This window comes from Aminobacter sp. BA135 (genome assembly GCF_050859125.1).
Lineage (GTDB): Bacteria > Pseudomonadota > Alphaproteobacteria > Rhizobiales > Rhizobiaceae > Aminobacter > Aminobacter ciceronei.
In genome coordinates this window covers 672,493-685,248 of sequence record NZ_CP139572.1, presented here as the reverse complement: position 1 = coordinate 685,248, position 12,756 = coordinate 672,493, and the positions used below count along the sequence as shown (strand labels likewise).

The following is a 12,756-nucleotide window of genomic DNA, read 5'->3' as shown; positions in this document are numbered from 1 at the left end:
AGCCGGAGTTGCCGCCATCTCCGCCGGCTGCAGGCACCGACGGGATCACGCTGTCCTTGTTATGGAGCCCAGGTGATCGTCACCGCGTCGACCGAGCGGTTGGCGGGGCCGTGAAACACGGCTTCGATGTTGTTGCCATCGGGATCGAACAGGAAGGCTGCGTAGTAGCCGGGATGATAGGCGCGCTCGCCGGGCGCGCCATTGTCTTTGCCGCCCGCAGCAAGACCTGCGGCATGGAACCGGTCGACGACACTACGGTCGGTAGCCTGAAACGCAACATGCACGCGGCTGGACTGCTCGCCGGCGTCGACCCACAGCTCGTCGGCGTAGAAATGCGCGCCGCCATCGATGATCGGAATCCCCAGGACGCCAAGCACGGCCGTATAGAACCGCTTGCTTGCCGCGAGGTCGCGGGTGCGCAAATGCAGATGGTCGATCAAACGACCGCGCTTCAGTTCCATTGTCTTGCCTCCATGGTGGTCAACTTCATCGACGTGGGTCGTGATGTCGACGCAGGCGAAAGGGCGGGTGGCTATTTCGCCCGCTTCTTCTCCACCGCATCCCAGAACAGCGCGGCGATGTCGGCGCCGCCGAACTTCTTGACTTCGCGGATGCCGGTCGGCGAGGTCACGTTGATCTCGGTCATGTAGTCGCCGATGACGTCGATGCCGACGAGGATGAAACCGCGTTCGCGCAGCGACGGGCCGATGCGGGCGCAGATTTCGCGTTCGCGCTCGGTGAGTTCGGTCTTCTCGGCGCGCCCGCCGGCATGCATGTTGGAACGTGCGTCATGCTCGGCCGGCACGCGGTTGATGGCGCCGGCGGGTTCGCCGTCGATCAGGATGATGCGCTTGTCACCCTTGCGCACGTCCTTGAGGTAGCGCTGGACGATGTAGGGTTCGCGGAACAGCTGGCCGAACATCTCGAGCAGGGACGACAGATTGCGGTCGGCCTCGTGCAGGTGGAAGATGCCGGCGCCGCCATTGCCGTAGAGCGGCTTGACGATGATGTCGCCGAACTCCTTGCGGAAGGCGGCCACTTCCTGCGGATCCTTGGTGATCAGCGTCTCCGGCATCAAGTCGGCGAATTCGGTGACGAAGATCTTTTCCGGGCTGTTGCGCACCCATGCCGGGTCGTTGACGACAAGCGTCTTGGGGTGGATGCGCTCGAGCATGTGGGTGGTGGTGATGTAGTTCATGTCGAAGGGCGGATCCTGGCGCAAAAGGATCACGTCCATCTCCGACAGGTCGGTGCGGACGGGCTCGCCGAGGGTGAAGTGGTCACCCTTGACGTCGCTGACCTCGAGCTTCTCGATCCGGGCAAAGACCTTGCCATCGCGCATCGACAGCCGGTCGGGCGTGTAGTGGTAGAGTTCGTGGCCGCGTCGCTGGGCCTCCAGCGACAGCGCGAACGACGTGTCGCCTGTTATGTTGACGGTGGAGATGTGGTCCATCTGGACGGCGATCTTGAGCGGCATGGACGTCTCCGGCGCGGCTTTCGGTAATCTTGTCGCGCGGGCCGGGCTCCGGTCGCGCTCTGCGGTGACGAGGATGTAGCAATTTGCCGGCCTTATGCAATGGCGGCGGATGCGAACAAATGCACCCGATGCATCGGCTGGCCGATGCTAGGTCCCGGAGCGGTTCGTCGCATGGCGCCCGCCGATCATGTCGATGAACAGCTCGACCGCTTCGGCCATGGCCTGCCCGGCCGGCTTTTCGACATGCCATTCGGTAAAGTGGCCGTCGATCCACATCCGGCACAGGCCATAGATGAAGGCGCGTGCCGACAGCATCAACGCGTCGGGGGCAAGGGCTGCAGATATCCGGCCAGACGTTTGTCCGCGGGCGATCAGGTTGAGCATGACCAGGCGGATCGCCTCGGTTTCGCCGGTCAGTTTCGGCGAGCCGTGGAAGTCGATCAACGTGCGCGAGGCGATGACGTCGAAATGCGTCGGATTGGCGAGCGCCCAGGCGAGATAGCCCCGCGCGATGGCGCGCAGGCCCTCGACCGGGTCGGCGTCGCCGGTCGCCGACAGCTCCTGCTGGACCGACAAGGTCAAGCGGCCCATCGCCTGCTCGGCCACCGCCGTCATCAAAGCTGTCTTGTTGGCGAAATGGCGGAAGGGGGCCGCAGGCGAAACGCCGGCGCGCTTTGCGGCTTCGCGCACCGAAACGGCGTCGACGCCCTTCTCCTCGATCATCCCGATGGTGGCGGCGATGAGCTCCTCGACGAGGTTGCCGTGATGATAGGCCGCGCGGGAAGAGTTGGTCATGATGTAAGCGGTGATTACATAGTAGGAAAAATCATGCGGGTCTGGCCCGAAAGCACTTCGAGATGGCCGCCCAGCGGCTGGCGGCTGACAGGCTGGCTTGGCTTGGTCGCGTTGGCGGCGTGCGGCGCTGCTGCCGGCCTGGCAGGCGATCCGGTCGACGGCGCGCGCATGGTGATCAGGCTGACCGCACGCACCTCACTCATGCTGTTCGTGCTCGCCTTCACCGCCTCGAGCCTGGCTTGGCTCTGGCCATCGGCCATGTCGCGCTGGATCAGGGCGAACCGCCGCCATTTCGGCCTGACCTTCACCTTTTCGCACGGCGTCCATGCCACCGCCATCACCGCATTGTCGCAGCTCGACCCAGTGCTGTTCGACGAGCTCACGGCGCCCGCCGCCTTCATCGCCGGCGGCGCCGGCTATCTCGCCATCATCCTGATGGCGGCAACGTCGTTCGACCGGACGGCTGCCGCGATCGGGCCGAAAGCCTGGCGCATCATCCACGGCGGTGGCGCCTGGTTCCTGGCTGTCTTCTTTGTCGTCAATTTCGGGCGCCGGGCGGTGCTGAACCCGGGAATGTACTGGCCTTACATGGCACTGATCCTTGCCGCGATCGCGCTCCGGTTGATGAGCCAATTGCGCGGCCGCAAGCGCGGCGTGGCCGGGCAAGGCGCTTAGCTTGCGCGTCAATTTGATGGCTGACTGGCGCCTGGATCCAGCATTCTGGCAGCGCCGGATTGCCATCGCTGAAACCGGTTTCGACGCCGTGTCGAAATCCGCACGGCAAGCTGATCGAATACAATTCCTAAACGCTTTGCTGGCACTGTGCTGCAGCAGTTGCAAATATTAGCAGAACAGAGACAAAGCATGCCTATCGGCGTCAGCCATTCGGACAGGGAAACGGCGGATCTGGCCTTCACCGATGCCTTGACCGGGCTGGGCAACCAGCGTCGTTTCTTCGACAAGGTCGAAAGGCTGATCGGCGACCGCGCCGAGGACCCCGCGCCGTTCACCGTCGGCATCCTCGATCTCGACGGCTTCAAGCCGATCAACGACCTGTTCGGACACCGCGCCGGCGACGACATCCTGATCCAGGTGGCAATGCGGTTGCGCGCCGCCTGCGATGGCTATTCGGCGGTGGCGCGTATCGGCGCCGACGAGTTCGCTTTCCTCTACCCGCTGGTGTTCTCAGAGGATGCGGCGGCCGAGAAAGCGCGCATGCTGATCGAGATCCTGTCGGCACCTTACGATGTCGGCGAGCGCACGGCGCGCCTGTCGGCGTCGGTCGGCTGCTCGCTGTTTCATTCGAGCGACGACACCACCGAGACGCTGGTGCGCAAGGCCGAGACAGCACTTTATCACGCCAAGCGCTCGGGTCGCGGCCGCGTCGTCGTCTACACCCGCGAGATGGAGGAGGCGGCCAAGCGCGTCACCCGCATCGAGCAGGCGCTGCGCCGTGCGGTTGCCGCCGGCGATGTCGCGCCGCATTTCCAGCCGATCGTCGATCTCAACAGCCGCCGCACCATCGGTTTCGAGGCGCTGGCACGCTGGACCGACCGCGACCTCGGCTTCGTTTCGCCGGCAGTCTTCATTCCGATCGCCGAGGAGCGCGGCATCATCGGCCCGCTGTCGCAGCTGGTGCTGCGCAAGGCGGCGGAAGCGGCGCGCAGCTGGCCGAAGGAAATGTTCCTGTCATTCAATCTGTCGCCGTCGCAGCTGGTCGACCAGAACACCGGCCTGCACATTCTGTCGATCCTCGAGCGCACCGGCTTCGATCCGCGCCGCCTCGAGATCGAGATCACCGAAACCGGCCTGATGACCGATCCCGCCTCGGCCGAAAAGATCGTCGAGGATCTCAGGCGCGTCGGCATCCGTGTCTCGCTCGACGATTTCGGCACCGGCCAATCGTCGCTCGGGCGCCTGCGCGAATTCCGCTTCGACAAGCTCAAGATCGATCGCGCCTTTGTTGCCTCGATCCTCGAAGACCGGCCGTCCGAACACATCATCCGCGCCATCCTGGCGATGTGCGAAGGCCTCGGCATGGATGTCGTCGCCGAAGGCATCGAGATGGAGGCGCAGGCGGAACGGCTGACGCAGTTCGGCTGTGCCGGCGGGCAGGGTTATCTGTTCGGTCGTCCGGCCGACGCCGACGCCACGCTCGGCTATCTGCGCGAAGCCCATCGCGGCGGGAGCTTCGCCCGGGCGGTCTGACCGCCATGTCCTGACATCACTTCTGGCGTCGCGCGGTGGCTGTGCTGCACCCGTCGCGAACACAAGGTCGGGGCGCCGGTCCGGGAGCATGGCGTGATAGATTGTTCCCGTTCGAGGCTCCGGCAGGATGCTCCGATTTTTCCGTGAGCGATCACGATCTTTTCCGAAAACCGGTTCCCACTTCTTGCGATCTTGCTCTATGACGGTGGGCATGTCCGGCTTTGGGGGAAGTGGGCGAGGCGAGGGGAAAGATCATGATGCCATCGGCACGTTTTCCTGATCTCGAGGGCCAGTCGGTGCTGATCACTGGCGGCGGCACCGGCATCGGTGCGTCGCTGACCGAGGCGTTTGCCCGACAGGGCGCGAAGGTCGCCTTCATCGACATCGCGCTGAAGCCGAGCCAGGAGCTGTGTGACGAGATCGAGCAGGCGACCGGCAACCGGCCGCTCTATCTGCGCGCCGACCTTCGCGACATCTCGGAGCTGCGCCGGGCCGTCGGCCGCGCCGAGGAAGAGCACGGTCCGGTGACGGTGCTGGTCAACAACGCCGCCAACGACCTGCGCCACGAGGTATCAGATGTCACGCCCGAGAGCTGGGACGAAAACCAGGCGGTGAACATCAAGCCGCATTTCTTCACGATCCAGGCGGTGGCGCCGGGCATGGTCAAGGCCGGCGGCGGTTCGATCATCAACTTCAGCTCGACCTCCTATATGCTCAACATCGGCGCCATGCCGGCCTACACGGCGGCAAAGGCTGCGATCGTTGGCCTGACCAAGGGGCTTGCCGGGCGCTACGGCCCCGACAACATCAGGGTCAATGCGGTGGCGCCGGGCTGGGTGATCACCGAGCGGCAGCGCGAATTGTGGGTCAGCGAGAAGTTGCTCAAGGCGCATATCTCGCGCCAGTGCATCAAGCGGATGATGCTGCCGGAAGACATGGTCGGGCCGGTGCTTTTCCTGGCTTCGGACGCGTCGAAAATGCTGACGGCACAGACGCTGATCGTCGATGGAGGTATCTTGTGAGTGCTACGCCCACGATAGCGGCCGTTGACTGGGGCACGACCAGGCTGCGTGTCTGGCTGCTCGACACCAAGGGCACGGTGCTGGACGAACGGCGCAGCGACGAGGGCTTGCTCACGGCACAACACAAGGGTTTTGCCACGGTTCTCGACAGGCAGCTGCAGGACATGGGCGCGGCGAAGGACCTGCCGGCGATCGTCTGCGGCATGGCAGGTGCGCGCCAGGGCTGGGTCGAGGCGCCTTATGTCGACGTGCCGTCGTCGCTGGCCGACATTCTGGGCGCCGCCGTGCCCGTGTCGGGTGCCGGCCGCGACGTCCGCATCGTGCCGGGACTGGCCCAGCGCGACCCGCGGGCGCCCGATGTCATGCGCGGCGAGGAGACCCAGCTCGCCGGCATTGCCGCCCTGATCGGAGCGGGCAGCCATCTCGTCTGCATGCCCGGCACGCATTGCAAATGGGTGACCGCCACGGGCGGCGCCATCCAGAGTTTCGGCACCTGGCCGACCGGCGAGATGTTCTCGGTGCTGGCCCAGCATTCGATCCTGCGCCACTCGATCGGCGACAAGCCGGCAAAGGTGTCGCCGGACAGCAAGGTCTTCCGCGACTGGTGCGGGGAAGCGCTGTCCGACGGCGACATCGGCGCAAGGTTGTTCGGCATCCGCGCCGCCGGCCTGCTCTCCGGACTCGGCCAGGACGATGCGGCAGCGGCACTTTCGGGGCTGCTGATCGGCGCCGAGGTTGCCTCGGCGGTCAGGCGCTTCGGTCGGCGCGAAACGCCTGTCGTGCTTGTCGTCTCCGGCGCGCTGGGCGGGCTCTACGCCGAGGCGATGCGCCTCGATGGCATTGCGGTGACGATCGCCGATGCCGATGAAGCGGTGCTGGCCGGCCTGGTGGCCGCTGCCCGCCGCAATGGGATGCTGGCTGAAGGAGTGGCTGAATGAGCGTGACTGCACCGTTCCCCGAGCTTGGCCGCGGGCTGGTTGCCATCCTGCGCGGCCTGAAACCGGAGGAGGCGCTTGGCGTTGGCCAGGCGGTGTTCGATGCTGGTATCGAGGCGATCGAGGTGCCACTCAATTCGCCCGATCCGTTCCGCTCGATCGAGATCCTGGCCAGGGCGCTGCCTGCGGCACTGGTTGGCGGCGGCACCGTGGTGTGGGCCAAGGATGTCGATCGGCTTCACGATGCCGGCGGGCGGCTGCTGGTCAGCCCCAACATCGATGCCGAGGTGATGGCCCGCGCGGGTGCGCACAAAATGGTGACGATGCCCGGCGTGATGACGCCGACCGACGCGTTCCTGGCTCTGCGGCTGGGCGCCTCGGCGCTGAAGTTCTTTCCTGCCAGCGTGCTCGGGCCAGGCGGCATTTCGGCGATCCGCGCCGTGCTGCCCAGGGAGACGCAGGTCGGTGTCGTCGGCGGCGTGTCCGAGGTCGATTTCGCCGCTTACGCCAAGGTCGGTGTGCAATTGTTCGGGCTCGGCTCCAGCCTCTACAAACCCGGCATGAGTGCTGCCGACGTCGGCGAACGCGCCCGGGCGGCCGTGGCCGGCTGGGACGCCATCGGCAAAGGCGCGTGACATGGTGGCCACCATCCTGTCCGACGAGGCCTGCGCGCTGGGCGAGGGCCCGACCTATGATCCGGCCAGCGACACGCTCTACTGGTTCGACATCCTGAACAGCCGGATGCTGGAGAAGAAGCTGTCCGGCGGACAGACGCGCATCCATCAGCTCGCCGAGATGGCGAGCGCGATTGCCACGATCGACGGCGAGCGCCAGTTGCTGCTGACCGAGACCGGGCTGCATGTCCGCGATGCGGCAACCGGCAAGCTGACGTTGCATATGTCGGTTGAGGCCGCCAATGCCGGCACGCGCTCGAACGACGCGCGCGTGCATCCGTGCGGGGCGCTGTGGTTCGGCACCATGGGCAAGAAGGCCGAGGCGGGCGCCGGTGCGATCTACTGGTTCTTCCGCGGCGAGCTCAGGCTGCTTTATCCAGCAATCAGCATTCCCAATTCGATCTGCTTCAGCCCTGACGGCAAGGCCGCCTATTACACCGACACGGCCGTCAACCTGCTCTACCGTCTCGACTGCGATGCCGACACCGGCCTGCCGCTCGGCGAACCAAAACTGTTCGTCGATCGTCGTGGCGACAGGGGCGACATCGACGGCTCGGTCGTCGACCGCGACGGGGTGCTGTGGAACGCCAGCTGGGGCGGCGGCCGCGTCGACGCCTATGCGCCCGACGGCAAGCTGGTGCGCAGCGTGCCAGTGCCGGCGGTGCAGACCTCGTGCCCGGCCTTCGTCGGGCACGCCGCCGACCGGATGGTGGTGACCTCGGCGGCCGAAGGCATGAGCGCCAAAGCGCGCCGGGCGGATCCGCATGCCGGCAAGACCTTCCTGCTCGACATCAAGGTCAATGGTCGGCATGAGCCGAACGTACTGATCTGAGGCGCGGCAAGCGCTCGCTCTGCAGTCCTTCAACTGGCGGGCCTTGTCGCCCGGACGATGGCAACAGGTCGGTTTTCCGGCAAGCCTGAGACGACGGGGATGCCATTGTCGTGCACCGGCGAAGTGCTTCCGCGCCGCCCGCATGCAGGAACAGTGCCGATGGCCGGACAAAAACCGACGCTTTTTCTCGTCCATGAGCCGGAGCGTGCGTGTTCGGAGCGATTGCTCGATGACGGCTTCTCGGCCCAGGCGGCGATGGAGATCTCGTCCTATCTGGCGCAGTCGACCGACATGGCGCCGGAGTTCAGCGCCCTAGATGAAGCATGCGCCAGGCGTGGCCTCGATTTTCGCGCCGTCGAACTGGACGATGCGGCAGCGGTGCTGGCATCAGTTGACCGTGGCGCCAGCCTGGTGTGGACGCTGACCGACGGCATCGCTTTTTTCCGGGGTGGTGCCGCACCGGCACTTGCCCGGCTGAACGGCTTGCGGACCATCGGCGCCGACGACAGCCTGTTTGCGCTGTGCCAGGACAAGTTTCGTGCCGGTTCCGTGCTATCGGCTCTCGGCCTGCCGGTGCCGGCGGCGGGCCTCGTGCGCGGCGGCGAATGGCTTGTCGAACCGCCGGCGTCTTCGTCGGGCTATTTTGTCAAACCGAACCGGCTCGGCGCCAAGATTGGCATCTGGGCGGATTCGCGTATCGCCAACGTCACGGAAGCGTTGGCGCTCGGGCGCAGGGTGTTCGACGCCTACCGCGACGACGTCATCGTCCAGCCCTATGTCGCGGGCCGCAATGTGCGGGCGAGCTTCCTGGCGGTCGATCCTGAAGTTGGGCCCGAGGCGCTCGGCATCGTTTTTGTCGATTCAGGTGGCGATTTCCAGACCATGGCCGACAGTATGGCGCTCTATGGCGACACCGGCGCGGCAGCCAGGGAAGCGGGGAAGTATGTCGAGCCGGAACTGGGGCAGGTGGCGTCGCTGCAGCCGCGCGCGGCCGAACGCATCCGGCGGATCGCCGCGAGGCTGGTGGCGGGCCTCGGCCTGCGCGACGTCTTCTCGCTCGACTTCCGCGTCGAGGCCGACGACACCGTGCACCTCATCGAATTCGAGGTCTGCCCGGGCCTGCCCTGCTTCGATTTCCGCGCCTATTGCCGGACGGAGTGGCAGCTCAGCCTCGCCGAGGCGATGGCCGAGACGGCGGCGCGGCGCATCGGTTAGAGGCGCGTCGCGTGTTTGGCAGCGCAACCGTCAGGTGCGCTGCATGCAGACGGACGTATGTCCCGACCTGACGAAGCCGATCTGCTGGGCTGCGCCCTTGGACAGGTCGAGCACGCGGCCCTTGATGAATGGGCCGCGATCGTTGATGCGGACGACGACGCTCTTGCCGTTCTTCTGGTTAGTGACGCGGATTTTGGTGCCGAAAGGAAGCGAGCGGTGCGCCGCGGTCATGGCCGATGGGTTCATGCGTTCGCCTGAAGCGGTCTTCGAGGTCAGCGCATACCAGGACGCCTTGCCGCACTGGGCGGAAGCGGTGCCGGTGAGGGCTATCATCATGCCGGCGGCGAGGGTGGCCGCCGCGATCGCGGGCTTGGCGCGGTTCTTCATCTTCTGGTTAACGCTCTGTTGATAAACACACGGAGCGGTTTCACCCGAAATGTGGCAGCGAATGCGGCAAGCATCGGGCAGTTCCGAGGCGAGCGCACACGTTTGGAGTCTCAAGGTAACAGTTTGTCAGGCCCGTTCAGGACGCAAGGAAGGAATATCTTCATAATTGCGGAGTGGGCGACGAGTTCATCGCTGAATCACTGGATTCGCCGCTGGCGAAACACTTCTTGACGATACTTTCAGAAGGAAAGAAATATCAAGAAGCAAGCGAGCGTTGTGAAGATAATCAACAGGGAGGCTGTGTCGAAATGAAGTTATTGCCAACCATCGTGGCGGGACTCGCGGTCGTCATAGGCATCGTCTGGATTCTGCAAGGCGCCGGCCTGCTCGGCGGCAGCTTCATGACAGGGCGTACAGAATGGTTCTGGATCGGGATCGTGACGGCGTTGGCCGGCTGTGTCGCGTTTTTGTGGCTCAGACGCCCCGGCAGGTGAAACGAACGGTTGCACTGCCGGACGACAACACGTCAGACAATTGCAGCTGGGCGCCGAGCCGCTAAAATAGGCTCGCCAAGGCGTGGCCGGTCCGGTCGGTATTGGGTGCGAGGGGCAATTGACCGAAATCGGCATGACGATTGCGATATGCACCCGCAACCGGGCGGCCCTGCTCACACGATGCCTTGAGGCGCTTGCCGCGGCTGAAAGGCCGAGCTCAAGCTTTGAAATCCTTGTTGTCGCCAATGATTGCGGCGATGACACGGTGCCGGTGGCGGAGCGTTTCGCCGACCGACTGCCGATGGTCGTCGTCGCGGAGCCGCGGGGCGGGCTGTCCCACGCCCGCAACCGGGCCATTGACGCGGCGCGCGGACGGCTGATCGTCTGGCTCGACGACGACGCCCTGGTGCGGCCCGGCTTCCTGCGTGCCTATGCCGCCGCCATGGCCGCATCGCCACGATGCAGCATCTTTGGCGGCGTGATCGTTCCGCGCCTGGACGGAGAGCCGCCCGCCTGGCTGCTGGCCGGGCTTGATGTGGTGGAGGGTGCTTATGCGGCCCGGCGGCGAGCCACAGCCGATGTCTTTGCCGACGTCGACGCCGATCTTCCGTTCGGCGCCAACTACGGCATGGTGACCGATGCCCAGCGCCGCTTTCGCTTCGATCCCGAGCTTGGCCGGCGGCCAGGCAGCCCGTTCGCCGGCGGCGAGGAGATCGCTGTGATGCGCGCCGCAATTGCCGCCGGTCACCACGGGTGCTGGGTTCCCGAAGCGATCGTCGACCATCTCATCGGACCGGAGCGGCAGAGCGAGGTCTGGCTGTGGGGGTATTTTCACGCCGACGCACAGCAGCGAATGTCCGCGCACCCGGCGTCGCTTCTGGGTCGGCTCAAGGCCGGTAGGGCCTTTCGCCGTTATCGGTGGGCGCGGACAAGGATGGAGCCCCGGGAATGGCTAAAGCTGTTCGTCAAGGCGGCGCAGCTGGCAGGAAAGGCCGGTGTCAGACCGGATCTCTGAGCAGCGTCTTTCCGCTGGGGGCCAGATCCGGGGATACCCCCAACAGATCCAGGATCGTCGGCACGACGTCAAAGGAACTGCTGGTTCCCGAGCGGCCGGCTTCGAGGCCCGGGCCGGCACCGAAGATGAACCCCCAGTCGCCGGTATGGCCACCCGTGCGGCGCCAGGGCAGCGGACCGACGGTGCCGAGTCGCTCATGCGTCATGCCAAGAAGGCCCTTGCGGAAAAGGACGTAGAGATCGGCCTCATGTGGCCCGATTTCGAACGGTGGCTTGCCAGCCCGGAAGGTTTCGCGCACCGCCGGTTCGCCGCTCAGCGGATCGCGGCACTGCGACAGCAGCAATTCAAGTTCGTCGAGGAGTGCATCATAGCGTTCGGGCGCCACCTTTCCCGATGCTTCCCGGCCGCGCAGGTTCAGCCGAATCTGTCCGTCGTAAAAGGCTGGAATGGCAAAGGCGTCCATATCAGGCCAGAAGCCGCGATAGCGCGTCGCGGGCATCCAGCCGATGCCGCGAGGCTCCCGCTGGCGGCGAAGCGATTCGGCGTCGCGCCGCCTGCCTATGCCTGCCTTGACCAGCGCACGGGCAACGGGGCCAGGCTTGTCCGGCCATGGAGCGAGCTTGCGCAGCGTCGGCTCCCAACCCTCATGCTCACCGAGCAGCGGCGTGCCGTCGGCAAGGCGCCCCGCAGGCTTGAGGACACGCATATAGGCTTTGCCGAAGCTGCGTCGGTAGAGCAGCTCGGGCAGCAGCGCCATCGCGGGCACGTCGCCCTCGTTCATGCCCATGCCATGCATGGAAAAGGCCAGCACCGTCGCGTCGGGGAAAGTGTCGGCGAGGTCGCCGACCAGGTGGTCGAGCGCTTCGTAGATGCCGATCATCCCTCGCCTTGCCGGGACTGCGGAGGCGTGATGATGGAGGGGGTGTTCGGCATCGATACCGTGCCAGAACGGCTCGCTTCCGGAGTGTGCCTCGGAGGGAACGACGATCGCCAGATCCCAGTCGGGAAGCCTCTCGCGCAGCAGCCACTGCGCGATCTCGCGGCGCTTTTCGACTGCAGCGATCAGGGCGGCGGCGGCCGCTTCGGTCTTCGCGGCGGAAGGCCAGCAGAAGCCGTAGATCCATTCCGGGGCGGGGTATGGGCCGAACCTGCCGGCAATTTCGGCAGCAAGACCAGGTGGATTGGAATGGGCCTCGACGCCGGGATCATGCGCACCCCAGGCGGCGAGGCCGAGGACATCGCCACCGTCGCCCAGGCGGCAATAGGGCAAGTCGAAGGCCACCACCTTGCGGCCGATGCCCGGCAGATAGGAAGCGGCAGTGACTTCTTCCTGAAGGACGTCATAGGTGGCCGGATCGTAACGGACCGCCGACCAGCGGCCGCCATCGGATGGCGCGAGCCCGGTCGCGACGTGTTCCCAGGCGAGACCCGAAAGCTTATCGCGGCCATGATCGAGCTTGAGGCCAATGCCGTTGCGCCGCAACCGATCGAGGTTGGGTAGGCGTCCTTCGCCGATCATCCGCTCGACGAGGTCGTGGTCCATCCCGTCGAGCCCGATTGCAATGACGCGCGGCATTTTCCCTCCAGCCTGAGTTCCCCACGACCAGTATTGCTGAGCCAGCCAAGGTCGACAATGATCGGATAGGACGCGGTAGCCTGCGACACCGGCGCTTCATTGAATTTCTTATCGATATCTGAGATA

The 12,756-nt window shown here is 65.4% G+C and carries 14 protein-coding genes; 9 read left to right on the top strand and 5 right to left on the bottom strand.

All coding sequences use genetic code 11. The features are described 5' to 3' along the window. Positions 1-59: 59 nt before the first annotated feature. The 3 genes from SLT36_RS03290 to SLT36_RS03280 form a co-directional block, all read right to left on the bottom strand. Entirely contained in the window at positions 60-461 is a 402-nt protein-coding gene (locus SLT36_RS03290; RefSeq protein ID WP_182574473.1) for a VOC family protein, read from the bottom strand. Positions 462-532: 71 nt separating this feature from the next. After that, complete coding sequence (gshB, locus tag SLT36_RS03285; RefSeq protein ID WP_432285815.1) at positions 533-1,477, bottom strand: glutathione synthase; 945 nt, start codon at positions 1,475-1,477, stop codon at positions 533-535. A gap of 147 nt (positions 1,478-1,624) precedes the next feature. Further along, complete coding sequence (locus tag SLT36_RS03280) at positions 1,625-2,272, bottom strand: TetR/AcrR family transcriptional regulator (protein WP_432285814.1); 648 nt, start codon at positions 2,270-2,272, stop codon at positions 1,625-1,627. Between the two features lie 33 nt (positions 2,273-2,305). On the opposite strand from SLT36_RS03280, the gene SLT36_RS03275 reads away from it, so the two are divergent. The 7 genes from SLT36_RS03275 to SLT36_RS03245 all read left to right on the top strand — a co-directional run bounded on the left by SLT36_RS03275 (position 2,306) and on the right by SLT36_RS03245 (position 9,158). Then, positions 2,306-2,947 carry a hypothetical protein gene (locus SLT36_RS03275; protein ID WP_432285813.1) on the top strand — a complete coding sequence of 214 codons (642 nt, stop codon included), beginning with the start codon at positions 2,306-2,308 and terminating at the stop codon, positions 2,945-2,947. 189 nt (positions 2,948-3,136) lie between these two features. Next, entirely contained in the window at positions 3,137-4,480 is a 1,344-nt protein-coding gene (locus SLT36_RS03270; protein WP_432285812.1) for a putative bifunctional diguanylate cyclase/phosphodiesterase, read from the top strand. A 254-nt stretch (positions 4,481-4,734) separates the two neighbouring features. After that, on the top strand, positions 4,735-5,502 hold the full coding sequence (locus SLT36_RS03265; RefSeq protein WP_432285811.1) for an SDR family NAD(P)-dependent oxidoreductase: 768 nt from the start codon (positions 4,735-4,737) through the stop codon (positions 5,500-5,502). Next, entirely contained in the window at positions 5,499-6,440 is a 942-nt protein-coding gene (locus SLT36_RS03260; protein ID WP_432285810.1) for a 2-dehydro-3-deoxygalactonokinase, read from the top strand. The genes SLT36_RS03265 and SLT36_RS03260 overlap by 4 nt, the downstream gene beginning before the upstream one ends. Then, positions 6,437-7,072 (top strand): 2-dehydro-3-deoxy-6-phosphogalactonate aldolase, encoded by a 636-nt coding sequence (locus SLT36_RS03255; RefSeq protein ID WP_432285808.1) that lies wholly within the window; start codon positions 6,437-6,439, stop codon positions 7,070-7,072. The genes SLT36_RS03260 and SLT36_RS03255 overlap by 4 nt, the downstream gene beginning before the upstream one ends. A 1-nt stretch (position 7,073) precedes the next feature. Further along, a complete protein-coding gene (locus SLT36_RS03250) occupies positions 7,074-7,943 on the top strand; it encodes an SMP-30/gluconolactonase/LRE family protein (RefSeq protein ID WP_432285806.1) in 870 nt (289 codons plus the stop codon). 159 nt (positions 7,944-8,102) lie between these two features. Next, positions 8,103-9,158, top strand: coding sequence for a D-alanine:D-lactate ligase-like protein (locus SLT36_RS03245; RefSeq protein ID WP_432285805.1), 1,056 nt, complete (start codon positions 8,103-8,105; stop codon positions 9,156-9,158). A 30-nt stretch (positions 9,159-9,188) separates the two neighbouring features. Here SLT36_RS03245 and SLT36_RS03240 read toward each other — a convergent pair whose 3' ends face one another. After that, complete coding sequence (locus tag SLT36_RS03240; protein ID WP_067955657.1) at positions 9,189-9,545, bottom strand: septal ring lytic transglycosylase RlpA family protein; 357 nt, start codon at positions 9,543-9,545, stop codon at positions 9,189-9,191. Between the two features lie 173 nt (positions 9,546-9,718). Here SLT36_RS03240 and SLT36_RS03235 point away from each other — a divergent pair, with 173 nt between their 5' ends. Continuing rightward, positions 9,719-10,039 carry a hypothetical protein gene (locus SLT36_RS03235; protein ID WP_432285803.1) on the top strand — a complete coding sequence of 107 codons (321 nt, stop codon included), beginning with the start codon at positions 9,719-9,721 and terminating at the stop codon, positions 10,037-10,039. A 118-nt stretch (positions 10,040-10,157) separates the two neighbouring features. Then, complete coding sequence (locus tag SLT36_RS03230; RefSeq protein ID WP_432285801.1) at positions 10,158-11,054, top strand: glycosyltransferase family 2 protein; 897 nt, start codon at positions 10,158-10,160, stop codon at positions 11,052-11,054. Here the strand turns inward: SLT36_RS03230 and SLT36_RS03225 are convergent. After that, positions 11,038-12,630, bottom strand: a complete 1,593-nt coding sequence (locus SLT36_RS03225; RefSeq protein ID WP_432285800.1) for an alkaline phosphatase family protein — start codon at positions 12,628-12,630, stop codon at positions 11,038-11,040. The genes SLT36_RS03230 and SLT36_RS03225 overlap by 17 nt on opposite strands. Between the last annotated feature and the right edge of the window lie 126 nt (positions 12,631-12,756).